This is a genomic window from Aminobacterium sp. UBA4987 (assembly GCF_002396985.1).
Classification (GTDB): domain Bacteria; phylum Synergistota; class Synergistia; order Synergistales; family Aminobacteriaceae; genus Aminobacterium; species Aminobacterium colombiense.
In genome coordinates, this window is record NZ_DGZF01000006.1 from 23,090 (window position 1) to 47,392 (window position 24,303).

The 24,303-nt window shown below is 45.6% G+C and carries 29 protein-coding genes; 20 read left to right on the top strand and 9 right to left on the bottom strand.

Going from position 1 to position 24,303, the window contains the following annotated elements; translation table 11 throughout:
- Nucleotides 1-4: 4 nt before the first annotated feature.
- From B2U56_RS02770 to B2U56_RS02805, 8 genes are all read left to right on the top strand, one after another.
- Nucleotides 5-448: an OmpH family outer membrane protein gene (locus tag B2U56_RS02770; protein ID WP_013048070.1), complete on the top strand. Its 444-nt coding sequence runs from the start codon at nucleotides 5-7 to the stop codon at nucleotides 446-448.
- A 95-nt stretch (nucleotides 449-543) separates the two neighbouring features.
- Nucleotides 544-1,374, top strand: a complete 831-nt coding sequence (locus tag B2U56_RS02775) for an HAD-IIB family hydrolase (protein ID WP_286952141.1) — start codon at nucleotides 544-546, stop codon at nucleotides 1,372-1,374.
- A gap of 48 nt (nucleotides 1,375-1,422) precedes the next feature.
- Nucleotides 1,423-1,920: an adenosine-specific kinase gene (locus tag B2U56_RS02780; protein WP_286952143.1), complete on the top strand. Its 498-nt coding sequence runs from the start codon at nucleotides 1,423-1,425 to the stop codon at nucleotides 1,918-1,920.
- Nucleotides 1,921-1,977: 57 nt separating this feature from the next.
- Nucleotides 1,978-2,343, top strand: a complete 366-nt coding sequence (locus tag B2U56_RS02785; RefSeq protein WP_286952145.1) for a DRTGG domain-containing protein — start codon at nucleotides 1,978-1,980, stop codon at nucleotides 2,341-2,343.
- A 3-nt stretch (nucleotides 2,344-2,346) separates the two neighbouring features.
- Nucleotides 2,347-2,778: an ATP-binding protein gene (locus tag B2U56_RS02790; protein ID WP_286952147.1), complete on the top strand. Its 432-nt coding sequence runs from the start codon at nucleotides 2,347-2,349 to the stop codon at nucleotides 2,776-2,778.
- Nucleotides 2,779-2,789: 11 nt separating this feature from the next.
- Nucleotides 2,790-4,088 carry a [Fe-Fe] hydrogenase large subunit C-terminal domain-containing protein gene (locus B2U56_RS02795; protein WP_286952149.1) on the top strand — a complete coding sequence of 433 codons (1,299 nt, stop codon included), beginning with the start codon at nucleotides 2,790-2,792 and terminating at the stop codon, nucleotides 4,086-4,088.
- 22 nt (nucleotides 4,089-4,110) lie between these two features.
- On the top strand, nucleotides 4,111-4,449 hold the full coding sequence (locus tag B2U56_RS02800) for a serine kinase (RefSeq protein ID WP_286952150.1): 339 nt from the start codon (nucleotides 4,111-4,113) through the stop codon (nucleotides 4,447-4,449).
- A complete protein-coding gene (locus B2U56_RS02805) occupies nucleotides 4,424-5,218 on the top strand; it encodes a PHP domain-containing protein (protein ID WP_286952152.1) in 795 nt (264 codons plus the stop codon). Before B2U56_RS02800 ends, B2U56_RS02805 begins: the two co-directional genes overlap by 26 nt.
- Here B2U56_RS02805 and hisIE read toward each other — a convergent pair.
- From hisIE to hisD, 8 genes are read right to left on the bottom strand one after another with little or no spacing between them, the layout of a single operon-like run.
- Complete coding sequence (gene hisIE / locus B2U56_RS02810) at nucleotides 5,215-5,835, bottom strand: bifunctional phosphoribosyl-AMP cyclohydrolase/phosphoribosyl-ATP diphosphatase HisIE (RefSeq protein WP_286952154.1); 621 nt, start codon at nucleotides 5,833-5,835, stop codon at nucleotides 5,215-5,217. The two genes, B2U56_RS02805 and hisIE, sit on opposite strands and share 4 nt — an antisense overlap.
- 3 nt (nucleotides 5,836-5,838) lie before the next feature.
- Nucleotides 5,839-6,603: an imidazole glycerol phosphate synthase subunit HisF gene (gene hisF / locus B2U56_RS02815; protein WP_286952156.1), complete on the bottom strand. Its 765-nt coding sequence runs from the start codon at nucleotides 6,601-6,603 to the stop codon at nucleotides 5,839-5,841.
- Entirely contained in the window at nucleotides 6,597-7,316 is a 720-nt protein-coding gene (locus tag B2U56_RS02820; protein ID WP_286952158.1) for a 1-(5-phosphoribosyl)-5-[(5-phosphoribosylamino)methylideneamino] imidazole-4-carboxamide isomerase, read from the bottom strand. The genes hisF and B2U56_RS02820 overlap by 7 nt, the downstream gene beginning before the upstream one ends.
- Complete coding sequence (gene hisH, locus B2U56_RS02825) at nucleotides 7,316-7,930, bottom strand: imidazole glycerol phosphate synthase subunit HisH (protein WP_286952160.1); 615 nt, start codon at nucleotides 7,928-7,930, stop codon at nucleotides 7,316-7,318. The genes B2U56_RS02820 and hisH overlap by 1 nt, the downstream gene beginning before the upstream one ends.
- Nucleotides 7,927-8,496, bottom strand: a complete 570-nt coding sequence (locus B2U56_RS02830) for an imidazoleglycerol-phosphate dehydratase (RefSeq protein ID WP_286952162.1) — start codon at nucleotides 8,494-8,496, stop codon at nucleotides 7,927-7,929. Before B2U56_RS02830 ends, hisH begins: the two co-directional genes overlap by 4 nt.
- A complete protein-coding gene (gene hisG, locus B2U56_RS02835; protein ID WP_013048083.1) occupies nucleotides 8,486-9,136 on the bottom strand; it encodes an ATP phosphoribosyltransferase in 651 nt (216 codons plus the stop codon). The genes B2U56_RS02830 and hisG overlap by 11 nt, the downstream gene beginning before the upstream one ends.
- Nucleotides 9,130-10,335 (bottom strand): ATP phosphoribosyltransferase regulatory subunit, encoded by a 1,206-nt coding sequence (locus tag B2U56_RS02840; protein ID WP_286952164.1) that lies wholly within the window; start codon nucleotides 10,333-10,335, stop codon nucleotides 9,130-9,132. The genes hisG and B2U56_RS02840 overlap by 7 nt, the downstream gene beginning before the upstream one ends.
- Nucleotides 10,332-11,591: a histidinol dehydrogenase gene (gene hisD, locus B2U56_RS02845; RefSeq protein ID WP_286952165.1), complete on the bottom strand. Its 1,260-nt coding sequence runs from the start codon at nucleotides 11,589-11,591 to the stop codon at nucleotides 10,332-10,334. The genes B2U56_RS02840 and hisD overlap by 4 nt, the downstream gene beginning before the upstream one ends.
- A gap of 141 nt (nucleotides 11,592-11,732) precedes the next feature.
- Here hisD and radA point away from each other — a divergent pair, with 141 nt between their 5' ends.
- The 5 genes from radA (at nucleotide 11,733) to holA (ending at nucleotide 18,703) form a co-directional block, all read left to right on the top strand.
- The gene (gene radA / locus B2U56_RS02850; RefSeq protein ID WP_286952167.1) at nucleotides 11,733-13,073 is read left to right on the top strand and encodes a DNA repair protein RadA; all 1,341 of its coding nucleotides are present in this window, start codon (nucleotides 11,733-11,735) and stop codon (nucleotides 13,071-13,073) included.
- Nucleotides 13,070-14,404, top strand: a complete 1,335-nt coding sequence (locus B2U56_RS02855; protein ID WP_286952168.1) for an NfeD family protein — start codon at nucleotides 13,070-13,072, stop codon at nucleotides 14,402-14,404. The genes radA and B2U56_RS02855 overlap by 4 nt, the downstream gene beginning before the upstream one ends.
- A gap of 2 nt (nucleotides 14,405-14,406) precedes the next feature.
- Nucleotides 14,407-15,198, top strand: coding sequence for a slipin family protein (locus B2U56_RS02860; protein ID WP_013048088.1), 792 nt, complete (start codon nucleotides 14,407-14,409; stop codon nucleotides 15,196-15,198).
- An 80-nt stretch (nucleotides 15,199-15,278) separates the two neighbouring features.
- Nucleotides 15,279-17,765 carry a leucine--tRNA ligase gene (gene leuS / locus B2U56_RS02865; protein ID WP_286952169.1) on the top strand — a complete coding sequence of 829 codons (2,487 nt, stop codon included), beginning with the start codon at nucleotides 15,279-15,281 and terminating at the stop codon, nucleotides 17,763-17,765.
- Nucleotides 17,765-18,703 (top strand): DNA polymerase III subunit delta, encoded by a 939-nt coding sequence (gene holA, locus B2U56_RS02870; RefSeq protein WP_286952171.1) that lies wholly within the window; start codon nucleotides 17,765-17,767, stop codon nucleotides 18,701-18,703. The genes leuS and holA overlap by 1 nt, the downstream gene beginning before the upstream one ends.
- A 62-nt stretch (nucleotides 18,704-18,765) precedes the next feature.
- Here the strand turns inward: holA and rpsT are convergent, their stop codons facing one another.
- Entirely contained in the window at nucleotides 18,766-19,056 is a 291-nt protein-coding gene (gene rpsT, locus B2U56_RS02875) for a 30S ribosomal protein S20 (RefSeq protein WP_013048091.1), read from the bottom strand.
- A 98-nt stretch (nucleotides 19,057-19,154) separates the two neighbouring features.
- Here rpsT and B2U56_RS02880 point away from each other — a divergent pair, with 98 nt between their 5' ends.
- The 7 genes from B2U56_RS02880 (at nucleotide 19,155) to B2U56_RS02910 (ending at nucleotide 24,268) form a co-directional block, all read left to right on the top strand.
- Nucleotides 19,155-21,131 (top strand): ATP-dependent DNA helicase, encoded by a 1,977-nt coding sequence (locus tag B2U56_RS02880; protein WP_286952174.1) that lies wholly within the window; start codon nucleotides 19,155-19,157, stop codon nucleotides 21,129-21,131.
- Between the two features lie 71 nt (nucleotides 21,132-21,202).
- Nucleotides 21,203-21,340, top strand: a complete 138-nt coding sequence (gene rpmH / locus B2U56_RS02885; protein WP_041459327.1) for a 50S ribosomal protein L34 — start codon at nucleotides 21,203-21,205, stop codon at nucleotides 21,338-21,340.
- 26 nt (nucleotides 21,341-21,366) lie between these two features.
- A complete protein-coding gene (gene rnpA, locus B2U56_RS02890) occupies nucleotides 21,367-21,738 on the top strand; it encodes a ribonuclease P protein component (RefSeq protein WP_013048093.1) in 372 nt (123 codons plus the stop codon).
- A gap of 6 nt (nucleotides 21,739-21,744) precedes the next feature.
- Nucleotides 21,745-22,005 carry a membrane protein insertion efficiency factor YidD gene (gene yidD, locus B2U56_RS02895; RefSeq protein ID WP_013048094.1) on the top strand — a complete coding sequence of 87 codons (261 nt, stop codon included), beginning with the start codon at nucleotides 21,745-21,747 and terminating at the stop codon, nucleotides 22,003-22,005.
- A gap of 14 nt (nucleotides 22,006-22,019) precedes the next feature.
- Entirely contained in the window at nucleotides 22,020-22,811 is a 792-nt protein-coding gene (locus B2U56_RS02900) for a YidC/Oxa1 family membrane protein insertase (protein ID WP_013048095.1), read from the top strand.
- 41 nt (nucleotides 22,812-22,852) lie between these two features.
- Nucleotides 22,853-23,485, top strand: a complete 633-nt coding sequence (gene jag / locus B2U56_RS02905; protein ID WP_286952177.1) for an RNA-binding cell elongation regulator Jag/EloR — start codon at nucleotides 22,853-22,855, stop codon at nucleotides 23,483-23,485.
- 6 nt (nucleotides 23,486-23,491) lie between these two features.
- A complete protein-coding gene (locus B2U56_RS02910; RefSeq protein WP_286952179.1) occupies nucleotides 23,492-24,268 on the top strand; it encodes a prolipoprotein diacylglyceryl transferase in 777 nt (258 codons plus the stop codon).
- Nucleotides 24,269-24,303: the final 35 nt, after the last annotated feature.

Sequence of the window (24,303 nt, forward strand, 5' to 3'; positions counted from 1 at the left end):
TTGAATGATAGTTTCGAAAAAACTGGTCTTTATAGTTTCTCTTGCTGTTTTGGCAGTGGTCATGGTTGCAGGGTGTTCCATGGCTGAAGAAAAAATTGGTGTGATCGACTCACAGAAGATCGTTTTCCAGCACCCAAAATTTGAAAGTGTCACCCAGCAGCTGAAGGTGATCAGCCAGACAAAAGAGAACGAAATGAAGGCCGCCGTAGACAAAGAAACAGATCAGAACAAAAAAATGGAAATTTACCAGACGAAACGCAGAGAGCTTGCCACGGAAGAGCAACGTTTAATGGAGCCTCTCTTCAAAGAATCTCAAATAGCAGTAAGAACTGTGGCAAAGGTCAAGGGGATTACTGTTGTTATTGAGAAAAGCGCAGTCTACTTTGGGGGCATAGATATTACTGATGATGTAATTCAAGAGCTCAAGAAGACCGCAGCAACCAAGTAGGTTGAATTAATAAGTTAGGAACTGTTCAGGGTTGTGCCCCTTGCCGGCGCAACCCTGTTTTTATATATGGTAATAAATACAGAGAGGGATTTTATATGAAAAAAAGGATACTTGTAACGGACATAGACGGCACCCTTTCTCATGGAGAAGAGGTTCATCCAGATGTGGTGGCCGCCTGTACTCGTCTCAGAGAGAATGGCTGGGAAATTATGGTAGCGACAGGTCGGATCCTTGCCACTTCTAAGAACCATATTAAAGCCATTGGAGCATGGCTTCCTGCTATAGTATATGACGGAGCCCGTCTCATGGATCCTCTTACAGGAAAGTCCCTGTGGGAAGCTGCTTTGTCTTCTCGTGCTGTCGATATGGTGCTGGCAGAGGGCTGGAGTGCCCCTCTTGAGCTTCAGATCTTTACAGATGAGGCGGCTATATGCAGAAAAAAAGACAAGAAAACCCGCCTTTTTTTGACAGAAGCAGACGTACCAGTATACGATAATTTGCAGACTCCCCATGTAGACGAACGGGTTTTTCGTATTATTTTTTATGGCAGCGAACATGAGATTCTGCAACTGGAAGAGCGTATTGGAGAGACATTGAATGACCATGTTGACGTAATGCGTTCTGGAAAGAATTTTCTTGATGTTGTTCCTCTTGGCGTTTCTAAGGGGGCAGCACTTTCTCATTACTTGGATCAGCTTCAATCGGGCCCTGAGATTCTTGTGGCTGCAGGAGACCACTGTAATGATTTAGCTCTTTTCGATAGAGCCCATCTTAGGGTGGCGCCCTGTGATGCTGTGCCGCAAATACTGGAGCGCGCCCATGTAGTGATGCCCCCTGCCCATGCGCAGGGGTTTGTCCGCCTTATAGATTTTCTACTTTCAGGCCATTGGACCAATAGCAGTAGAACAAAACGTGTAGTATTATAAAAAAGCAAATAATTAACTCTCCGACCATAATTAATAAGGAGGATACTCATGGCTGAGATTAAAAAATGGGTTCTTGAACAAATGGAATTTCCAGAGGATTGTAATATTATTCTGGGGCAAAGCCATTTTATTAAAACCATTGAAGACCTATACGAAGCCCTTATCACAGCTTCTTCTTCCCTTCAGTTTGGCATCGCTTTCTGTGAAGCTTCTGGAGACTGTCTTATACGGCACGACGGAAATGCAGAAGACCTTAAGAAAATAGCCGTAGAAAACATTCAAAGATTGAGTGCGGGGCATACCTTTATAATAGTTTTGAGAAATGGTTATCCTATTAATGTTCTGGATCGTATTAAGAATTGTCAGGAGGTATGTCATGTTTTTGCTGCAACCGCTAACCCCATTCAGGTTGTTATCTGTGAGTCTCACCAGGGGCGTGGAGTTGCGGGGGTCATAGATGGTTTTCTTCCAAAAGGGGTAGAAGGTGACGATCATATAGCAGCGCGGAAAGGGTTATTGCGCGACATTATAGGATATAAGCGATAGGACGGGATAAAGCGACGGCTGTAGAGTAGAAGAAATGGTTAACTAGGGGGTCTGAGGATGAAGCTCCGCGAAGTGGTAGAACATATTAATGGAGACGTTCTATATGGTGAAGAACTGCTCGATTCTATCGAGATAGAGTATGCTTATGGTGCAGATTTGATGAGTGACGTCTTAGCCTTTGCGCGACCAGGTTCTCTTTTGCTTACTGGGCTTACGAATGTCCAAATAATTCGAACGGCCCAAATGCTTGATATTCCAGCGGTGGTCTTTGTTCGGGGGAAGCGCCCCCAGGAGCCTGCTATCAAGCTGGCATCCCAATTAGGCATGCCAGTGATACTAAGTCACTCTAGCATGTTTGAGACCTGCGGTGTTCTTTTCAGAGAAGGAGTGTTGCCGTGCAATATCCCGGCGAGAGAGGTGTAAGTTGTGAATGAACCATATATTGAAGAATATGTAGTGGCAGGCCGTGACTTTAGCACTATAGGTGAGGCATCTACCCAATTCAAGGCAGCAATGAAAATGTTAGGTATTCCCTCTATAGTGGCCCGCAGGGCATCTATTGTGGCTTACGAATCGGAAATGAACCTGGTTCTCCACGGTGGCGGTGGTGTTATACGCCTTGTAGTTTATACAGACAAACTTGAGGTGTGGGCTATTGACAGGGGGCCAGGAATAGCTGATATAGATCTTGCTATGCAGGAAGGATACTCCACTGCTACAGATGAAATACGAGAGCTAGGCTTTGGTGCTGGTATGGGATTGCCTAATATTAAACGACATTCTGATGAAATGTCCATTGATTCTGCAGTAGGGAAAGGGACGGTTTTGAGCGCGACTATTTTCTTTCAAAAAGAGTAGGAGGTAAGCTCATGGCTGGAGGGGTAAGAGTACAGGAAGTTCGATGCCGCGGCTGTGCCAATTGTATAAAGACATGTCCCACGGAGGCAATGCGAGTGTTGACTGGATGTGTGCACATTATCTCTGATCTTTGCATAGATTGCGGAGAATGCATTCGTAAATGCAAAGAAAAGGCTATCATACTCAATGAAGATGAATGGGAGCTTCTGAGATCCCAAAAAAAACTTGTTCTCATTGCTGATCCTTGTTTTTATGTCCAGATAGGGTCCTACGGATCGCCCTTTCTCATGAAAGAAGCTCTTCATGCAACGGAAATGGAGGATATCCTCGACTGTGAAGCATTAGCTTTTGATGTAGCGGCATATGCTATTGCGCGCCTTGTGGAATCAGAAAGACAAGAGCATCTCCCCTTTATCTCTACCTATTGCCCAGCAGTTATTCGTCTGATACAGATAAATTTTCCAGAGCTTATAGGTCGTCTTGTCCCCGTAGAATCCCCACTGGAATCAAGTGTTATTATCTGGCGCCAAGTGACTGGCCGAAAAGATGAACTGACTCTCATTTCGCCATGTCCAGCAAAAACAACCCTCGTTCGAAATCCTGTAGGGCGCGAACTCAGTTCTATAGCCTACTCTGTTTCAATAAGACGGGTAGTTCATGATATTTTGGCGGGAAGCCCTAAAATGTCTGGTGAAGAATCCCATAAGATCAATGATCGATGGATTAAGTGGTCTATTACTGGCGGTGAATCTCGCCATATTTCTTCTTTTGCCCGCCGTCCTCTTCGCACGGTTTCCGTTTCCGGTTTGAGGAATACTATAGACCTCCTGACAGAGCTTGAATTAGGAAGGTTGCGAGGAGTGGATTATGTAGAGTGCAGGGCCTGTGACCTTGGATGTATTGGAGGGGTAGGGACCCATGAATCCCGTTTTTTATCCCGCCTTCGTATTGACGCAATGAAAGTAGATTGGAAAGTGACAGATGAGGAAAAGACTCACATTGAAAAATGGCATAAGAAAGGCGTATGGGAGCTAGAACAGGCCATTCAACCGAAACAGCGTCTCCCACTTTCCAGTGATTTGGGAGAAGCAATGGCGAAGCTTAAGGAAATGAATGCTATTTACGCTGAGTTGCCTCACATTGATTGTGGTTCTTGCGGACGACCTTCCTGTCGAGCTATGGCTGAGGATATTGTGCGAGGCAAAGGAGAAATGACAGACTGCATTTTTAAACTTAGAGAACGGATCCATGATTTGAGCAAGGAGATCTCGGAACTTTCGGGGAAAGTGCCTCATGCCTACGGATCATAGATCATAAAAGGGGGGAAGGAGTGTGAATATTCAGTTCATTATTGACAGCCTGGAGCTTGAAGTTGTGTCCCTTGGGCGACCAGAAATAGAGATCAGCGGTGCTCTTGCGGGTGACTTGCTCAGTTTTATTATGGCTTCAGCAAGGGAAAAATGGGTATGGATCACTATTCAGACCCATTTGAACATCGCTGCAGTTGCCGTGCTAAAGGATGTTCCTTTTATTATTCTTGCGGGAGGCCGCAGGCCGGCAGAAGATCTTATAGAACGCTGCAAGGAAGAAGATCTGACCCTCGCCAGTTCGTCCCTTTCTGTATATGAAATTTGTGGACGGCTTTATGAAATGGGCCTACGTGCTTTGTGATACGAAGTTGAAGTTAAGGCCTTATTATGTAGACCTTCACATCCATACGGTGCTATCCCCTTGTGGCGAACTTGAAATGGGAGCCCATGATATTGTATCAAAAGCGCGGCAGGAAGGAATTCAGATCATTGCCATTACCGATCATAATTCTGCTCTGAACGTGCCTGCTATTACAAAGGCTGCAGGTGGGAGCCCAGTAGTGATCCCTGGTCTTGAAGTTCAAACGGCAGAAGATATACATATAGTCACCCTTTTCAGAGATTGCCAGGTTGCCTCAGATTATCAACGGTGGCTGTGGGAGCGTATGCCAGGCCTTAGAAACCGCCCGGAGGTGTTTGGTGATCAATTGGTGATTTCCGAGAAGGACGACATTCTTGACGAAGAGGAAATATTACTTGTCCAGGGAGTGGGATATTCTGTTGATGAAGTGGCCCTCGAAGCGAAGGGAAGGGGAGGCCTTGTGATCCTCGCCCATATTGACAGGCCATCTTTTTCCTATACGGCAGTACTAGGGCCAATCCCTTCCTCCTTTCCTGCCGATGCCCTTGAGATCTCCTGGCGATGTTCCTCAGAAGAAGTCGAGGTTTTGCGAGAGGAATATCCGGAATGGACATTCATCCGTTCCTCGGACTCCCATTGGCTGAGAAGTCTCTGTGTAGAAAACTGTTCTGTCTTTCTTCTGGTGGAACCTACTTTCGATGAAATTGCAAAAGCTATCAGAAAAGAAGATGGCCGATGTGTAATTGGTCCCTGGCCCAATTATTTCTAATGACTGGAATGGCGTTTTTCTAATTCGGCCCAGATTTCCTGCAGAGAAACGCCAGATGAGAGAAGGCCGACCATCAAATGATACACTAGATCTGCTGCCTCATAGATCACTTCATCTCTTTCACCGACAGCAATAGCTAGAGCAGTTTCCACTCCCTCTTCCCCTATTTTTTGTGCTGCCCTTTTGGGGCCCGATTGAATTAAACTGGCAGTGTAGCTTTCTTTGGGGTTATGATGCTGACGTTCTTTCAGATATTTCCAAAGTTGGCCAGGGAATGTTGCCTTCCCGGGCATTTTCTCTGTAAGTGTGCGGAAAAAACATGACACCTCACCTGTATGGCATGCGGGACCTGCTGGCTCGACTACGGCCAGGATAGCATCCCCATCACAATCTAGACGTAATTCCATGACTTTCAATGTATTGCCACTTGTCTCTCCTTTGTGCCAAAGTAACTGTCGGGAACGGCTCCAAAAGACCATTTCTTTTCTTTTTTCTGTTTCCTCAAGGGATTGACGATTTGCATAGGCTACCATAAGGACCTCTCCACTTTCTCCATCTTGCACCACTACGGGAATGAGTCCCTTTTCATCGAAGTTGATGTTAGTGTAATCAATCATGGCTTATGCCTCCAGGTAACGTATGGCAATATGCTGCTCTTTCAGCCACTTTTTAAGGTCGGGTATGGCTATAATTCCAAAATGGAAGATGGATGCGGCCAAAGCTCCATCGCAACCAACGTTAAAAGCTTCGAGGATATGTTCTTTCGTACCCGCTCCTCCCGACGCTATTATGGGGACAGGAACCATAGTTGCGACCTGCGAGAGAAGAGGGATGTCGTAACCTATTTTGGTACCGTCACGATCCATGGATGTGAGCAGAATTTCCCCACATCCCAGGTCTACACCCTGACGAATCCATTGAAGAGCATCAATCCCAGTGTGTGTTTGTCCCCCCTCAATATAAACTTCCCAGCGGCCCGGTTTCACCTCTTTTACATCAATAGCAAGAACAATAGCCTGTCGTCCCAGCAGTGCGGCACATTCTTCGATTATTTCGGGATTTTTAACTGCGGCGGTGTTGAGGGCAATCTTGTCTGCTCCAAGGGCAATAATTTCCCGAGCCTGTTCTGCAGAAGAGATGCCTCCGCCTACGGTGAAAGGAATAAAGATACGGTCAGCCACCTCTTTTACCCAGCTTTTCATGGTGCAACGTCTTTCTACAGATGCGGAGATGTCAAGAAAGACAAGCTCGTCGGCCTGTTCCTCCATGTAACGCAATGCCATTTCTGCGGGGTTGCCTGTATCTTTAAGATTTACAAAATTTATTCCAGTTACAACCCGTCCGTTTTTTACATCCAGACAGGGAATAATTCTTTTTGTTAACATGACATCACCCTCTTCAATGCTTCGCACAGATTAAAATCTTTTTCATACAACACTTTTCCAAGCACTGCTCCAGCAATGTTTAAAGCCCGGAGGTCTTCCAGTTCTTTTATTGAAGATATGCCCCCCGCTGCAATAATAGAAAAACCTGGGAATTCCAGTGATAGTTTGGAGTAGAGGGAAAGATCCGGTCCCAACCCTGTTCCGTCTCTATTTACAGATGTAACAAGGACAGTCCTGTACCCAGCTGAATATAAAAAAGAAAGATAGGCCAGGGGAGAGGAGGAAGAAGTGCAAGTCCACCCTTTGACAGCTACTTTGCTATCTTTAATATCAACAGCTGGAATGATCCTGTCTCCCCATAAAGAGAAAAGTTCGGGGGCAATTTCTCTATTTTCTGCGAGGAGGCTGCCTACATATAGACGATTCGCACCCGCTCTAAAACCTTCTTCCACATTTTGAAGAGACCGCAAGCCTCCTCCGTATTGAACCATAAGGCCAAGGTTCTTTAAGGGTTCGATCACTTGAAGGTGGGCCGGATGCCCTGCTTGCGCTCCTTCCAGATCAATAATGTGGACCCATGAACTGCCAGTTCTGAGGAAAGCCTTTGCTGCTGTTATGGGAGCAAGAGCGTAGTCAGTACGCTGATTGAAGTCTCCCTGTTTTAAACGGACGATTTTCCCTTTATAGAGATCGATAGCCGGATAAAGGATCATTATGAATGCCTCCGTAAAAGATCAATAGCGCCTTTAAGTATGGAGAGTCCCGCTGAGCCACTTCTCTCTGGGTGAAACTGAAAGGCGGCGACAGAATCACGAAGACATATGGCAGAAACCTCCCGTTCTTCTACTCTTGCAATAGCTACGGTATCATTAGTTTGAGGGAGGCCGTAGCTATGTACGAAATAAAAGTAGTCATTACTATGACAACTTTTTTCAAGGCCCTGGGCAGAACGGATCCATTCTAGAGAGTTCCACCCCATGTGGGGACATTTTTGAGTTCCAAGATGCCGGACAACCCCTTCTAAAAGGCCTAATCCCTTGAGATATCCACCTTCTTCCCCTCCTTCACAGAGGAGATGCAGCCCGAGGCATATTCCGAGCAGAGGATGCCCCTTTTCAACCCATTGAGAAAGAAAGAAGGGCCAGCCTTCTTTCTCCAGAGCACTCATGGCAGGAGCGAAGGCGCCTACTCCCGGGAGTATTAAAAGTTCTATGCTGTTATTGATCTGATCAGGACAACGAAGGATTGTGGATCGCTCATTATGAAAAGATAGGGCTCGTTGGACATTTCCTACATTTCCAGCTCCATAATCAATAATGCCGATCATGTAAGAACCCCCTTCGTAGACTGAAGTTCTTCTTCTGAAGCAATAGCTTGTTTCATGGCTCGCCCAATGCCTTTAAAAAGAGCTTCCGCTCCGTGATGGCTGTTATCCACTGCAAGGAGGCGGCCATGAATCGTTATATGGCTTTCTCTGCAAAAAGCCCGCCAGAACTCAGGAATTAATTCCAGGTCAAATGTACCGCATGAAGAAGAAAGAAAACTGCCATCCCAGACAAACTGTCCTCGACCACTTATATCTACAGCTACGAGAGCAAGGGAACCGTCCATGGGCATGGCACACCAGCCGTAACGGGCAAGGGGTCGGCTTTCCAGTTCTTTTAATAATGCCCGCCCTATAAGAATCCCAAGATCCTCAGTAAGGTGGTGGGCATCTACTTCAATATCGCCGGAAGCGGTGATCTTCACCGAAATGCCGCTATGAAAGAAAAAAAGATCAAGCATGTGGCAAAGGAAGCCGCAAGGGATATCTAGGTGGCGTTCTTTCCCTGGAATAGAAAGTTGTAAACTGATAGATGTTTCAGTACTTTCCCTGCTAAGTTCAGTGGACATCTTTTACCACACCTTTCTGTCGTCCTATCCTTTGAAGAAGCTCTGACATTTGGGGCCATCTCAGAGAAGTGCTTTGTCGACTGGCTACAAGACGGAGAGAAACCTTTGCAACTTCCTGTAGTACTACAAGCTTGTTTGCCTGAAGAGTAGTTCCTGTCTGCACAATATCGAGGATGCAATGGGCCATTCCTAGGGCAGGAGCCAGCTCTATAGACCCGTGGAGGTGGATTATCTCTACTTGAACGCCAAGGGAAGAAAAATATATATCAGCGATACGTGGGTATTTTGTAGCTATTTTTAGCCACATAAGTTCAGATGGGTGCCCTGTAAAGATGGAGCGGAGTTCCTCTGGTCCAGCCACCACAATTCGGCACTTCCCACGTTCTGTGTCTGCAAGTTCCACCAGATCGATGGCACTTTCCTGAAGAACGTCATTTCCCACAAGAGCCAGATCCGCAACGCCATAACTTACATATAAGGGTACGTCAGTTGGCTTTGCAAGAATATAGCGGTAATTATTTTCCTGCACCACGAGCCTGCGACCCGCTTTTCGCAGCTCGGCCGTAGGTAATCCCATGTTATCACACAGATCTATGGCTTCTTTCATAACTCGACCGGTGGGGAGGGCAAGAGTTAACACGTATACTCCTCCCTAATCCATTGGGAAAGAGCCATGATCTTTTCGGTTTCCAGGTGTGTTACTGTTTCTTTTTCCAAATCGACCCACCATTGGCATCCTCTCATCCGGGCTGACTCATAGGATTGATCCCTGTTCTTATTCCAGCTCATTTCTCCGTCAAAGCCAACAGACAATATGGTCCATGCACGTTTCAGTGCTTCATCAGGGGAGAGGCTTGCACTCCAGATCATAACACGTCTGGGCTCTGCAGGGGGAATAGAGAGCGCAGACGTCTCTTCCAGATTCACAGCAAATCCAATAGCTTGTCCTTCTAGACCATAACTATTCAGCAGACCATCATATCGTCCTCCTCCCCCTATTTCCTGCCCTTGAGGACTTGAATAAAGGCGAAAGACTGGTCCGCTATAATAATTGAGTTCGCGGGCAAGGCTCAGATCTACACATAGGCGTTTCTCATAGCCAAGGCCAGAAAGGGCCTTTAGAATATTATGAAGAGGCATAAGATGTTCTGAAGATCCCAGGAGCATATCCGCTTCGTCAAGAACCTTTATTCCACCTTTCAGATCGGGAAGGCGCTCTAATATGTTGCGGCTATATTCTGGAATATCGGCAGTTGCTAAAATGGAGCGGTATCCAGATAAATTGCCTTCCAGCAAACAGCTTGAAAGCCCCTTTGATGCTGCGGATCCAACATGAGCCATGGCATAATTTAAAAAGGTAACATCTCCAATTACAAGAATGCTTTTGTCAAGGCCTATTTCATCAAGCCAGCGCAGCAAGAGCCAGAGTATTTCTGTGTCTGCTCCCTCCCCTTCCCATCCTAGCAGTTCAGCTCCTACCTGAAAGTTTTCTATTCGGTTTTCATGCTTTTCAGCCCGTTTAAAGACTCTATCAGCGTAACATAAACGTAGGGGTCTTTGTTCAGGAGCATAGTGAGACGCAAGAAAAGCTACTGCGGCCAGGGTAATATCAGCTCTGAGGCAGGATGGTTCCCCATAAGGTGTGGTAAGCGCTATAAGGCGTCGCCTATAATTTTCAGGAAGATGAGGCCATGCTGACTCTAGGAGTTGTAACGCTGATGGCCAGAAAGGATGGTAGCCAAAGGAAGAAAAAAGTTTCATGAAGTGTGTTCTGCTACGGTCCATAGATGTGGCCAACGATCCCCCTACATTCATACATCCTCTGGGTAGACGGTTCATGATAGATTCCTCCGAAGGGCCATGGCAAGACTATGAGCCTTAAGTCCTTCCATTTGTGCAAGATTTATACCGTCTTCCGCTAGAGAAGCAGCTCCCTTGCTGTCGATACAAAGAGATGTAAGGGGGCGAAGGAATGTGCCGGTCCATAGTCCTCCGGCAAAGCGTGCCCGTCGATTAGTAGGCAGGGTGTGATTTGTTCCTCCTATATAGTCTCCAAAGGGTACGGGAGTTGTACCGCCAATAAATGCGGCGCCATAAGCCATACATTTATCCAGAACTTTTTCAGGTGCTCTTACGCAGAGTTGTAGATGTTCTGGCGCGCGTACATTACTTTCGTTTATGGCTTCTTCAAGGGAGCATATTGCCAGAGTACCGTTGTTTTCCCATGCTTGCCTGATTGTTTCAGCAGTTTCCAGCGTTTCCAAAAGGATACTCAGCTCATTGCTGGTCTGAGCTGCTATTTTTTTATCAGTACAAAGCAGTGTGCTTGCAGCCATGGGATCATGCTCTGATTGGGCCGCTATATCAGCAGCCAGCCAAGCAGGATTGGCACTGTCATCGGCAATAATAAGAACTTCACTTGGGCCAGCAAGCCCGTCAATTCCAACTTCCCCGGAAAGAATGCGTTTGGCTTCTGTGACGTACGCATTTCCAGGTCCCACAATCATGTCTACCTTTCTAATGGGGCCGGCGCCCATGGCCATGGCAGCGATACCATGAGCTCCTCCAAGGGTCCATACTTCTGAAACCCCAAGAAGAGAAGCCGTAGCAGCGATGACAGAAGCAATCTTTCCTTCTTTAGTAGGAGGGGAAAGAAGGACTATTTCAGAGACACCAGCTTCCTGAGCCGGGACTACGCCCATAATAGCTGTGCTTGGCAATGCGTAGCGTCCGGCAGGAACGTAAACAGCAGTTCGCTCTACAGGTAAAAAACGAAGTCCAGCGGTTACACCCTCTTCAATAGAGCAGAAAAAAGGTTCAAACATTTTTTTCTGGCGCTGATGGAATGTCCTCACATTGCAAATAGCTCTTTTGAGTGCCTTTACTGTGGTTAGCGAAAGTTGTTGCAGTGCCTCATCCATCTCATTCTGAGAGACTCGAAATGCACCCTTATAGCTGTCGATGGCAAGTGCGTATTCTTCTACTGCTTTCCAGCCTCCATCACGGATACGATTAACAATGAGAGAAACAGTTGTATTCACATTATCAGAAATGCTTTTCTGAGAAGAGCATGCTTTTTTTAGGAATTGCATCATTGCCATCCTTTACTATGATAAATTATTAGAGCGATATCAAATTTAGTTGGCATGATATCATGATATTTTAGAAGTGTAAAGTATCGACATGAAAATAGAATAAGGATACAATTTAGGCACATTATGAAAGGAATATGAGCTATGGCTAAAAAGAACATGGTACGCTACGTATGCTCAAACTGCGGAAACATAAGCCTAACATGGAATGGGCGCTGTTCTGCCTGTGATATGTGGGGAACCTATGAGAAAGAGGAAATAGCTAAATCAGGCTGTGAGAAGCCCCGTTCTTCAGATTTGATGGCTGTTAATATTATTGATGTAAGGCCTCCGCAACGTTTTACATCTGGGATTCCAGAGCTTGACCGTGTTCTTGGTGGCGGCTGGGTATCTGGCGGGATAGTGCTTCTCGGAGGCCAGCCTGGTATTGGGAAGTCAACGCTTCTTTTGCAGGTATGCGGAGCAATGGCAGCGCGAGGAGAACGGGTACTTTATATCTCAGGGGAAGAATCGGCTTCTCAGGTAGCCTTGAGAGCTAGACGTCTCTCAGCTCTTCATAATAACCTTGATCTTTTTTGTGACACAGACCTCGACGGGGCACTAAGTCATGTGGAAGGTCATGGATTTGTTGTTCTCGATAGTGTTCAGGCCATGAGGTCATCCCTGGAAGATGGCTGGCCGGGCACGCCGTCTCAAGTTCGAGCAGTGGCTCAGCAATGTATTGATAGCGCCAAAAAGACTGGGATACCCTTTGTAGTGGTTGGCCATATTACAAAGGAAGGACGCATAGCAGGCCCCATGCTTTTAGAACATATGGTCGATGCAGTTTTACTTTTTTCTGGAGAAGACACGTCAGCGTACAGAATGATCAGGGGAACTAAGAATCGGTATGGCAATACTGATGAGCTTGGTATCTTTGAAATGACGGAAAAAGGGCTTATTGCTGTGGAGGATCCAAGTGGTCTCTATTGGAATAAGGCGGATGTAAGTGTGCCAGGGGTAGCGGTAACAGTCGTAATGGAAGGATCTATTCCTCTCATGGCTGAAATTCAGGCCCTTGCCAGCGCTACGACTTTTCCCTATCCCAAGCGAACGTCTCGTGGTATTGATGTTAATAAGGTTCATCTTATCACTGCTGTGCTAGAAAAGAGAGCAAAGACAACGTGTAACATGTTTGATATCTATTTGAATGTGGCGGGGGGCCTTGTCGTAAAAGACCCTGGTGCGGATTTGGCTCTTGCTGTTGCGCTTGCTTCTTCTGTTCACGAGTGTTCTCTGCCTTCAGACTGTTGTTTTTTAGGAGAAGTTGGATTGGCTGGAGAGATTCGCCCGGTAGGGCGTATTGGGACTCGTCTTAGAGAAGCAGCGCGCCTGGGATTTAGAAAAGCTATTGTAAGTCATCAGCAGAAAGGGGATTTCCCGAAAGAGATACGTATCTGTCGGGCAGTGAACATTCGAGATGCCCTACAGGAGGTGATGCCATGAAGGTTAAAAACCTATCTGTTCTGATAATATGTTTAAGTGTTTTTACCCTTTTTTCACAAGCGGCTTTTGCTGCTACTAATGTTATTGTTACCCCCTTGCTGGGGAGTGTGGGCATTACCATGGAAGAATATATGAAGCGTGTTGTTGAAGAAGCTTATCAAAACAAGGCAGGTCTTGTTGTGTTTACGATGGACACTCCGGGAGGTCTTGTTACATCTATGCGGGCAATGACATCGTTTTTACTCGATGCCCCTCTTCCAGTGGTCATGTGGGTTGCACCAGAAGGGGCCAGGGCGGCATCAGCAGGGGCTTTTCTATTACAGGCTGCCCATGTGGCCGTAATGGCGCCAGGGACGAACGTTGGGGCTGCCCATCCAGTTGTCGCGTCAGGAAAAGATGTGCCCGATGAAGAGATGAAACGTAAGATTACGAATGATCTAGCGGCCCATATGCGTTCTCTTGCCCAGGTTCGAGGCCGGAACGCAGAAGTTGTTGAAAAAATGGTTACCGAAAGTTTATCTCTTACCGCTTACGAGGCCCATAAAGAAAAAGTCGTTGATTTTTTGGCTGCAGATATTGACGAACTGTTAGAGAATCTCGAGGGGTGGAAAGTGGATGTGCGTGGGGATAAACGAGTCCTCTCCCTCAAATCGTATCAGATTATCAATGTGGAAATGACGCCAAGGGAACGAATGCTGCAGCTTTTATCTGATCCTAATGTGGCATATCTTTTGTTGACCGCCGGCATTTTTGCAATAGTTCTGGAAGTCCTTTCTCCTGGAGGATTTATTCTAGGTACAGCTGGTGCTGTAATGGTTTTGATGGGGGCCTATGGACTCAGAATGCTTCCTTTTAATTGGGCTGGCCTGATACTGCTTTTAGCTGGCATTGTTGTTATTATTGTCGATCTGCTTGTAGGTGGTATAGGTATACTGAGCCTTTTTGGCATGGCAGCTCTTGTCACTGGTGGGCTGATTCTTTTCCGCGCTCCGGGAGGTGAGCTTTTGAGTGTCTCTAAAAGCGTTATTATCGGAATGACTGTCGCTTTTTCTCTCTTCTTTATTATAGCCGTCGTTTTTATATGGAAGTCTATGAAACGACAGGTTTACTCAGGACAGGAAGGGTTGATTGGCTATAAGGCAGAAGTTCTAGAAGCCCTTCAACCGGAAGGGCTCGTCAAGTGTCATGGTGAACTGTGGAAGGCCCGGACAGAATCTGGAGAAACCTTACCTGAGGGTACACCTGTACGGGTTGTGCGAGTGGAAGGTTTGGTCCTTTTCGTAGAGAAAGAAGATAGGGAAAAAGTTCTTAACGAAGGAGGGAGTATATAATTATGTTGGATGGGCTTTTGTATTTCTTGTTTAATTTGGGAAGTTCCTTTGGGTTTGTTATCATTCTGATCTTGATCCTTATGTCTGCTATCAAGATCGTTCCTGAATATCAGAGAATTGTGGTATTTCGTTTAGGTCGTCTTATAGGGGCAAAGGGGCCCGGTCTTGTGATAGTTATTCCTGTGGTTGATCGTGTTATCCGTGTGGATCTTCGAATTGTAACCCTTGATGTTCCCGTCCAGGAGGTCATAACAAAGGATAATGTGCCGATCAAAGTGAATGCCGTAGTTTATTTTAGAGTCATGGATCCTGCTAATTCAGTAATTGAAGTAGAAAATTATATGTTGGCAACGAGCCAGCTTTCCCAGACGACACTGCGCTCTGTCATCGGAGGAGCAGAATTAGATGAAGTTCTCTCTTCACGAGAAAAGATCAATAGCGAACTTCAGAAAATTATTGATGAAAGAACTGATTCATGGGGAATCAAGGTCAGTGCCGTTGAAGTTAAAGAGCTTGAACTTCCTGAAGGGATGAAACGGGCTATGGCTAAACAGGCAGAGGCAGAACGGGAACGGCGGGCAAAAATAATTAATGCCGAGGGAGAACTGCAGGCAGCCAAGACACTGAGCGATGCGGCAAAACAAATGGAGGTTTCTCCTGTTACATTACAACTTCGATATTTACAAACATTAAAAGAAATTGCGAGTGAAAAGAATTCCACCACATTTTTCCCTCTGCCAATGGATATTATCAAGCCCTTTATTAAGCGCTTTGAAAAAGAGGAAAAAGAATAGGATACTTTGCACATATAACATATGAGGGATATAATTCCCTGATATGACTTCAGAGGTATCTGGTGCGAGGAGGCAGATGTATGGCTTATGATTTTCTTTCTATCGAACAAAAGTGGCAGAAAGTGTGGGAGGAAGAGAACACTTTCAAAGTAAAGGCAGATCCGTCTAAGAAGAAGTTTTACTGCCTTGAGATGTTCCCATATCCTAGTGGGGCTCTTCACATGGGACATCTTCGGAACTATTCCATCGGCGACATGATGGCACGGTTCTTATGGATGAATGGGTACAACGTCCTTCATCCCATGGGGTTTGATGCTTTTGGCCTCCCAGCAGAGAACGCTGCTCTCAAGTATGGTGTGCAAGCTCATGAGTGGACCCATAAAAATATTGAACAAATGACAGACCAGCTCAAGAGAATGGGCTGTAGTTACGACTGGGATCGGCGGGTTGAAACATGTAACCCGGATTATTATCGCTGGACCCAATGGATCTTTTTGCAGTTTTTTAAGAAAGGGCTGGCCTATCGTAAAAAAGCTCCTGTTAACTGGTGTGAAAGTTGCAATACGGTTCTTGCTAATGAGCAAGTTGATAGCGAAGGGAAATGCTGGCGGTGTAATTCTCCAGTCGTAAAGAAAAAACTTGAGCAATGGTTCTTCCGTATTACTGATTATGCTCAGGAACTTCTTGACGATCTCGATCAGCTTCCAGGCTGGCCGGAACGAGTGCGTATTATGCAAAGAAATTGGATTGGCCGTTCTGAAGGAGCTCGTTTGACCTTCACCGCCAAGGAATTGGGAGAGGAAATTGAAACCTTTACCACACGTTTCGACACGATCTTTGGCGTGACCTTCCTGGCCCTTGCTCCTGAGCATCCCCATGTAGATACGATTCTTGAAAAAGCTTCTAATAAAGAAGAACTGGAAACTTTTGTAAAAACATGTATCAGCCAAAGTGAAATAGACCGTACAGCGGTTGGTGGGGAAAAGAACGGTGTTTTCACAGGGTTTTACGCCACAAACCCAGCTACAGGCGAAGATGTTCCTATATGGATTGCAAACTATATTCTTATGGACTATGGAACCGGGGCAATTATGGGTGTGCCTGCCCATGACGAACGCGACTTTGATTTTGCTCGTAAATACCAAATCCCTGTGGTTGCAGTCATACAACCTGCCGAGGGGGACCATCTCGACGGGGATACGATGTCAGAGGCCTTTGTGGATAACGGCATAGCTTTCAATTCAGGAGAATTTAATGGACTTCCCACCCAGAAAGCTATTGGCCGAATGCTCGATTGGGGTGAGGAAAAAGGTTTTTGTACGCGAGAAGTGAATTTCCGTATTCGCGACTGGCTTATTTCCCGTCAGCGTTACTGGGGGGCTCCTATTCCTATCGTTTATTGTGCCCATTGCGGTATGGTTCCAGTACCGGAAAAGGACCTTCCTGTTTTGTTGCCTACAAATCTCACCGTTAAAGAGGGGGGACGCTCTCCTCTCGCGGAGGCGGATGATTGGGTTAACACCACGTGTCCGGTTTGTGGAGGGCATGCCAGGCGAGAAGTGGATACCATGGACACCTTTATCTGTTCATCATGGTACCAGTTTAGATATGTAGATCCCCGTAACGACAAGAAAGTCTTTGAAACGGACCTGGCAAACTACTGGATGCCTGTAGATCAGTATATTGGAGGAATAGAGCATGCTTGCATGCATCTAATCTATTCCCGTTTCTTCACCAAGGTCTTTGCAGATCTGGGCCTTTGTAATGCCAGGGAGCCCTTTTCTAATCTCCTTACCCAAGGGATGGTGATTAAAGATGGGGCCAAAATGTCGAAATCCCTTGGCAATGTAGTGGATCCCGATGAGATTATTCAGAAGTTTGGCGCTGATACGGCAAGGCTCTTTATCCTTTTTGCCGCACCTCCAGGAAATGACCTTGAGTGGTCTGAACAGGGAGTAGAAGGGGTACATCGGTTTTTAAATAGAGTGTGGCGCTATATTGAAGAAAATTTCGAGGGCCTCAAGAACGCCTCAATGGAAAGGGTTGAAATGGGCTCCCTTGTCAATAAAGATCGTCGAGATTTTAAACGAAAGATACATAAGACAATTGAGGATGTGACCCGGGATATTCAGGAAGAAAGGCAGTTTAACACGGCAGTTGCTCGTTTAATGGAGTTGTTAAATAGCATATACTCATGTTCACCAAAGGATGAAAAAGACTGGGGTCTTCTTCGTGAGGGTGTAGAAGTTCTTCTTATGTGCCTTAATCCTTTCTGTCCTCATATAACAGAAGAGCTTTGGCAGATGCTTGGAAATCAGAATCGGCTGGCTTTGAGTGCATGGCCAATTAAAGACGAATCAGCCCTTGTCCTTGATTCTGTGACTGTAGTTATACAGGTAAATGGAAAAGTTCGCCATAAGATAGACTTGCCAGCGGGGCTCTCTAAAGAAGAGTTGCAGCAAAAAACCTTGAACGAACCCACTATACAGAAGCGCATAGAGGGGAAAGATCTTGTTAAGGTTATAGTAGTACCTGATAAGCTGGTGAATGTGGTGGTGAAGGAGTAGTGCCCAAAATCGTAATTATAAGCGCCTCTGAGGTTTCTCAGAGGCGTCTTCTTTCTGATACCCTTCAAAAATATGCGATTCAGGGATATAGCCTTAGTGGCCGCAAGGAAGGAGGTTCCTGGCAAGACATCCTATCACTGGGAAAAAACCGGGTGTTTTTTAGCGAGAAGCAAATGCTTCTTGTTGAAAATGCAGAAAATCTAGGGGTATTGCCGGAATCCATGATTACCTTTTTCAATTCTGTAGAAGAATCCTCCCTTGTCCTTCTCGTTTATGATGGTAGTCCCTCTAAATATATTCCTAAAGAGGCCCTCCAGCGAGCAGAAATTTTGAAGGCCGAAGAAATCCCTTTCTGGCCATCGGCCAGGCTGCGTTGGCTCCTAAATTTTTGTGGGGACAGGCGCATAAATTTAGAAAAAGAGGCAGCTGCTTTGCTCATAGACTGGATAGAAGATGGAGAAGAGCTGCGAAGCGAGATTGAAAAGATTGCAGCCTTTTCTGATGGTCAGACTGTGACTTCAGAAATGGTTAGGGCACTTTCTTTTGATGAGGGGCGTAGCTCTATGCTTCGTTTTCTTGATGGGGTGTGTCAGGGAAATCAAAAAGAAATTTTGATCCTCTTCCCTCATCTTCATCAAGATGTCCCGTTTTTAATGTTAGTAACGGCCCTTTACAATCGTTTAAAACCAGTTATTTATCAATATATTTTTCCATCTCTTTCAGAAAAAGATATACTGGAGATGCTCAAGGTTCGCAGTTATGCAGGTAAAATGGCTGCGGAAGCAAGAAAAAATTATGATAAACAAACCCTTTTTGCCTTCATAGTGGAATTGGCTGGCCTTTCTTATGGGGAAAAAACCGGCGTCGGAGCAGGCTGGGCTGGCCTTGAAACCATAGTTCTTCGCTTGCTTGGCAGCATAAAAAAAGAAAAAAGCTGAGTCGTGGATATCCCTATCCTGGCTCAGCTAAAAAATTCAGAATTTTTATGGGTGGAAGCCTTTTATTCCTGGCTGCTCTCAGGAGCTGCCCCCGCTAGGGCCTTTACCTTGTTGGTAAGAAGCGACTTACGGCGAGCCCCAGTGCTACGGTGCATAACACCCTTCACAACAGCTTTATCAATAACGCTCTGGGCAACTTGAAGCCGTTTTCCAGCCAGTTCGGCATCCTGATTATTAACAGCTTCGAGAACCCTCTTGGCAGCCGTTTTGCATCGGCTTGTCCAGTAACGATTGTAGAGACGATTCTTTTCACTGGTTCTCATTCTCTTTTCAGCGGATTTCTTATTGGGCATTTCCTTCACCTCCTCCCATAAAACGCACCACATTTTAACATGCTCTCTGATATATTAGCAATAGAACAATGCTTTCGCCATAGAGAAGAGGTTGTAAAATGAACAGCAATATGCATCCGATGCATCCGATGGATAAAATTTTTGCCCCTTCAGGGCTTTTTGAAAAAAATTTTGAAGATTATGAATATAGAGAGCCCCAGCTTCTTTTAGCTCGAAAAGTATGGGATTCCTTTATGGAACAGAGAGATACGGTGTTTGTTGCTGAGGCTCCTACTGGAATAGGTAAAACCTTTGCGCTGTTGGCTCCTGCTTTGAAGTGGGCCTTGCCTCAGGAGAAAAGGATCCTCTTTCTCACAGCCGGAATTACCCTTCAGGAACAATTAATACGAAAAGACCTCCCCCGCCTTAAAGAGCTATTGGGATATGATGTTTCCTTTGGTCTTCTTAAGGGGAGGGGCAACTATGTTTGCGTCAGAAGAGCCCTTGAACTCGAACATGAAGGTTTTCTTTCTTTTGGAGACAGTGGTGCCGCCTCCATATACCTTTCTGAGTGGCTGAAAAAAACTCAAACAGGTGATCTTTCAGAGTTAAAACTTCCTTCCGATTTCCCAATATTTCCTAGAGTTGCCGCGCAAGTTCGTGGCTGCCTTGGACATCGTTGTCCTTATCGTGATAGGTGCTTTATTCAAAAGGCCTTAAAGAAAGCACAGAATTGGGATGTAATTGTCTCAAATTATCATATGTATTTTGCCTATGTAATGAACGGGAAGGGAACCTTCCCTGTGGACTTTGATGTGTTGATCTGCGATGAGGCCCACCGAATGGTCGATGCAGCTCGGTCGATTTCATCTGTAAGGGTTTCATGGGAAGAACTGGTTCGGCTTCTTAGAAGCAAAGGGGCCGCAACTGCCGAATCGTTCCTCTCAACTCGAGAGGAAGAACAAGGTGTGTTGCGGGACGAACTTTCTTCAGTCCAAGAAGAAGGAAGAAAACTTTTTGAGCTTCTTGAGGTTTCCATAGCCGACGGAGTGCTTATCCCTGTTCGTAACGAAGAGCTTTACCGTTGCGGATTGCTGGTTTCTTCACATATAGAGACGGCCTTAAAAATGTTGCGTTCTATTGAAGAGCTGTGCAATGAGAAACCTTATGACGTGGATGACGGCCCTCTGGCTCTCGCCCTTGCATGGGTAGAAGAGGTTCGGCTTTTTTCCCACTCTCTTCAGTGGTGTTTAGCAGTGGGCCATTTCCCTGAGTGGGCGTATTGGCGAGAAGGAGATGCCCTCGTAAGTGAACCTACCCTGTGCTCGGATAAGGTATCAGAGGGGATTCTTTCTCAAAAAGCAGAAAAGATCTTTGCAATCTCTGCTACGATGACAGTAGAGGGATCTTTTGATTTTTGGAAGAGAGAAACAGGAATTATCCCTACAGATACGTATGTCCTAGAGTCTCCCTTTGATCTTGAAAAACAAATGAAAATACTCGTGGTGGATCTTGGTCTGAAAGTCATAGAAAAAGGCTATGACGAGCGGGTTTGTCGTGTAGTAGAACGTCTTTGTAATGACAACGGGGGAAGTTCTTTGATTCTCCTCAGTTCCATGAGACTTGTTAAGAAGGTGGGCAATTGGCTTAAGGGAAGCCAACATCCTTACACAGTGTATGTTCAGAACGAATTACCCCGAACAGAACTTCTTGAACGTTTCAGATCAGATCTTTCAAGCGTGCTGATTGGGAGTGTTTCCTTCAGAGAAGGAGTAGATGTGCCGGGAGAAGGGTTGACCCAGGTTATTATTGACAGAATCCCCTTTCCTCACCCGAAAGATCCAGTTGTACAGTCAAGAAACGAATTGGAAGGAAGAAAAGCTTTTGTAACAGTAATTCTCCCTCAGGCCAAAATGTTTCTACGTCAAGCTCTTGGACGCCTTATCCGATCAAAAAGTGATCAGGGCAGAGTTGTTATTCTTGATGGTAGAATTATTGATAGACAGGATTGGCGGATACGGAAAGATTTGCCCTTAGTTCCAATACAACGATTTACAGTCAAGAGTAATTCTGTTGCTCATGAGAAAACGGTGTGATATAGTATCAAGGCTGATCGGTTTCCGGTCTTTTGCATTGATGTTTTATTTTGTAACTGGGAGGTGTAGTCGTGAATAAAGGTACTTTTCAGCCCCATAATAGACCGCGAAAGAGAAAAATGGGATACCTCTCTCGTTCCAGTTCCCCCAGCGGATTGAGAATTCTTCGCAACCGGAGACGCAAGGGGCGTAAGCGTTTGGCTGTGTAGCTTTGAAGCTCGGATATTCACGCTCTGTGCGGCTCAAGAAGGGTTGGGAATATGATTATGTTTTCCGCACCGGCAGTCGCTTCAAAGGCGAGCTGGTGCGGTTGCTGTTTGTGGAGGCCCCCGACGATAGAACTAGGATAGGGCTGGCCGTAGGGAAACGCCAGGGATCGGCTTGTGTGCGCAATAGGGGCCGGCGCATTCTGAAAGAGAGCATACGTCGTATTCTACCATGGGTAAAAGGAACATGGTGGTGTGTTTTTTCTCTTCGAACAGCAGGGCTGGAAGCAAATGCCTATGACGTGTATGATGATATGGTGGCTCTTTTAGGGCGTGTAGGGTTACTTGATGAGTCGTGGCCGGGGAATATGTGGGAGAAAAAGAATAAAAATGACGGATAGATTAAAATGTTGACAGAAATTGCCGTGACTGCTATTAGATTTTATCAGAAATGGATTTCTCCAATGTTAGGAAAGAATTGTCGATTTTATCCGACCTGTTCTCAGTACACCCTTGAGGCTATAGAAATGCATGGTATCTTGATCGGAAGTTGGCTTGGATTAATCCGTATAATGAAATGTGGTCCGTGGCATCCTGGGGGATATGATCCAGTGCCAGATTTTCCACTTAAAAGAAAAATATCTCCTAAAATCTACAATTCTGACTGAGGATGGTGAATGGTGTGGGTACTCTCTGGAAAGCAGCGGGGGATTTTATACTTCTTATCCTTGAAACCCTTCATAATTTAACGGGTTCATGGGGAATTGCAATTATTTTGCTGACACTGGCGGTAAGAATTCTTCTTCACCCCCTTACCCATAAACAAATGGTTAGCATGCAAAGGATGCAGAAGCTTCAGCCCCGCATGAAAATGTTGCAGGAAAAGTATAAGGATGACAAAGAAACACTGAATAGAGAAATTATGAGCTTGTATAAAGAAAACAAAGTAAACCCTGCAGCTGGATGTTTGCCTCTTCTTGTACAATTGCCTATTCTTATTCTATTATTCCGTTTGTTGATGAACTATAATTTTGGAAGTGTTCCTTTCCTTGGCTTCATTAGCCTTGAAGGATCTGTCCTTTCAACGCTGGCTCAGGCGGTAGCTCTTCCAGAAACAACTAAAATAGGTGTTATGGCTGTGCTATCTGGTGTTCTCGCCAACCCTGCGGGGTTGGCTCAAGTAGGCCTTTATCTGGGGAACCTCATGCTCCTTGTTGTTGTTGGTATTCTCACGTGGGCACAGCAGCAGATGAGTTCTACGGGGAATCCGCAGATGGCGATGATGAGCTGGTTTATGCCTCTCTTTCTCACCTTTATATGCCTTAGCCTGCCTGGAGGAGTTTTGTTGTATTGGGGAGTTTCATCTTTCCTGGGAGTAGCTCAGCAGTGGTGGATTACCAAAAAAACAAGTCAGGAAATGCAGGAGAAACCAGTCTTACATAAATCTAAACCCGCAGGTAAAGAGGAAAATTAAAGGTATCCCGGGCATGGTAGAGTGTCGAAGGGGGATTATACATGACCGAGCAAGACAAGTTTATTATGGAAGTCAGCTCCATAGACGAAGCTAAAACGTTGGCCGCGGCCAAGCTGGGATTAAATCCGGAGGACTTCCTTGTTAAGATAATCGAAGAAGAAAAAAGTTTTTTTGGTCTATTGGGGAGAAAATTAAGGGTAGAAGTATGGACTGAGCTGCCAGTATCAGTCTTAAAGGGGCAAGAACTGGCGGGGGATCTTATAGAGCGTATGGGACTTTCCCTCTCTGTAAACGAGGAAGATGGTTTTTTGAACCTTTCTGGTGATGATGCTGGAATTATTATTGGAAAGTACGGCGAAACTCTGAAGGCCATGGAGTATCTCCTCAATCTTATGATGCGTGACGAGACCAGAGAGACCCGTATCAAATTAGATAGTGACGGGTATAGAGCCAGACGGGAGGCAAGTCTGAAACGCCTGGCCCTAGCAGCTGCCAGAAAAGTGGAAAAAAGGGGCAAACCTGCCTATCTTGAACCCATGTCCAGTTGGGAACGACGCATTATCCATTTGGCATTGAAAGATACAGATAGCGTAATGACACGCTCTGTAGGAGAAGAGCCGTCTCGCAAAGTAGTAGTTTGCCCAGCCCATTCTACAAGAAGCAAACGCCGTTAACACACTATGTATCCGGAACTATTCTCTATAAGGAATTTTACGATCCACAGCTATTACGTGCTGTGGATCGTTGCGTTAGTGACGGCTTTTCTCTGGACGTATAAAAGAGGAATTCAGTACTACGGCATCCCTCCCTCTAAAATGGGGCACTTGTTGGGAATGGTTGCTTTGGGAATTATTGCGGGTATATGTACTGGCATGGGTATTCATCTTGGTCGAGAAGCTGTATTTCAAGATCCCCTTAGCATACTTCATTTTTGGAAAGGAGGAATGTCTTCTTATTACAGTTTCATAGGCGGCTGTTGCTTTGCCTTCTTTTATATCTTCCGTACAAAATTGTCTCTATGGCGTGTTGCAGAATCGGCATCCCTCCCCTCCGCTGCGTTAATGGCTATTGGCCGGTGGGGCTGCTTTTTGAATGGTTGTTGTGGGGGAATTCCAACATCTCACCTTTGGGGAGTACGCTTCGCTATTGATCCGGAAGCTTTAATCCGCCATCCGACTCAGCTTTATTATTCTTTCGGAGCTCTTGCAATTCTCCTTGCGTTGCAATGGATTGAGTTTCGTTTAGGGGAAGGCGAGCGCTTTGTAAAAGCTGCATTTCTCTGGCCCCTATTTTTAATCCTTTGGGGTTTCTTGCGTATTTTTGTGGATCCACTTCGTATTGATTGGTACCTTTCTGGAATAGAAGCATCTCATAGAGGTAGTTTTTCCATGGTAATTGTAGGCGGAATCTGGCTTTCTTATTCTTGCTGGAAACTTATTCGTAAAATTTATGATTAAAGTATCAGTAAAAGAAACGATGTTCTTTTCAAAAA

Excerpts from the sequence above, each read along its gene's own strand:
- B2U56_RS02770 (WP_013048070.1), top strand. The coding sequence starts at position 5 with ATGATAGTTTCGAAAAAACTGGTCTTTATAGTTTCTCTTGCTGTTTTG.
- B2U56_RS02775 (WP_286952141.1), top strand. The coding sequence starts at position 544 with ATGAAAAAAAGGATACTTGTAACGGACATAGACGGCACCCTTTCTCAT.
- B2U56_RS02780 (WP_286952143.1), top strand. The coding sequence starts at position 1,423 with ATGGCTGAGATTAAAAAATGGGTTCTTGAACAAATGGAATTTCCAGAG.
- B2U56_RS02785 (WP_286952145.1), top strand. The coding sequence starts at position 1,978 with ATGAAGCTCCGCGAAGTGGTAGAACATATTAATGGAGACGTTCTATAT.
- B2U56_RS02795 (WP_286952149.1), top strand. The coding sequence starts at position 2,790 with ATGGCTGGAGGGGTAAGAGTACAGGAAGTTCGATGCCGCGGCTGTGCC.
- B2U56_RS02805 (WP_286952152.1), top strand. The coding sequence starts at position 4,424 with ATGAAATGGGCCTACGTGCTTTGTGATACGAAGTTGAAGTTAAGGCCT.
- hisIE (WP_286952154.1), bottom strand. The coding sequence starts at position 5,835 with ATGATTGATTACACTAACATCAACTTCGATGAAAAGGGACTCATTCCC.
- hisF (WP_286952156.1), bottom strand. The coding sequence starts at position 6,603 with ATGTTAACAAAAAGAATTATTCCCTGTCTGGATGTAAAAAACGGACGG.
- B2U56_RS02820 (WP_286952158.1), bottom strand. The coding sequence starts at position 7,316 with ATGATCCTTTATCCGGCTATCGATCTCTATAAAGGGAAAATCGTCCGT.
- hisH (WP_286952160.1), bottom strand. The coding sequence starts at position 7,930 with ATGATCGGCATTATTGATTATGGAGCTGGAAATGTAGGAAATGTCCAA.
- B2U56_RS02830 (WP_286952162.1), bottom strand. The coding sequence starts at position 8,496 with ATGTCCACTGAACTTAGCAGGGAAAGTACTGAAACATCTATCAGTTTA.
- B2U56_RS02840 (WP_286952164.1), bottom strand. The coding sequence starts at position 10,335 with ATGAACCGTCTACCCAGAGGATGTATGAATGTAGGGGGATCGTTGGCC.
- hisD (WP_286952165.1), bottom strand. The coding sequence starts at position 11,591 with ATGATGCAATTCCTAAAAAAAGCATGCTCTTCTCAGAAAAGCATTTCT.
- radA (WP_286952167.1), top strand. The coding sequence starts at position 11,733 with ATGGCTAAAAAGAACATGGTACGCTACGTATGCTCAAACTGCGGAAAC.
- B2U56_RS02855 (WP_286952168.1), top strand. The coding sequence starts at position 13,070 with ATGAAGGTTAAAAACCTATCTGTTCTGATAATATGTTTAAGTGTTTTT.
- B2U56_RS02860 (WP_013048088.1), top strand. The coding sequence starts at position 14,407 with ATGTTGGATGGGCTTTTGTATTTCTTGTTTAATTTGGGAAGTTCCTTT.
- leuS (WP_286952169.1), top strand. The coding sequence starts at position 15,279 with ATGGCTTATGATTTTCTTTCTATCGAACAAAAGTGGCAGAAAGTGTGG.
- rpsT (WP_013048091.1), bottom strand. The coding sequence starts at position 19,056 with ATGCCCAATAAGAAATCCGCTGAAAAGAGAATGAGAACCAGTGAAAAG.
- B2U56_RS02880 (WP_286952174.1), top strand. The coding sequence starts at position 19,155 with ATGAACAGCAATATGCATCCGATGCATCCGATGGATAAAATTTTTGCC.
- yidD (WP_013048094.1), top strand. The coding sequence starts at position 21,745 with ATGTTGACAGAAATTGCCGTGACTGCTATTAGATTTTATCAGAAATGG.
- jag (WP_286952177.1), top strand. The coding sequence starts at position 22,853 with ATGACCGAGCAAGACAAGTTTATTATGGAAGTCAGCTCCATAGACGAA.
- B2U56_RS02910 (WP_286952179.1), top strand. The coding sequence starts at position 23,492 with ATGTATCCGGAACTATTCTCTATAAGGAATTTTACGATCCACAGCTAT.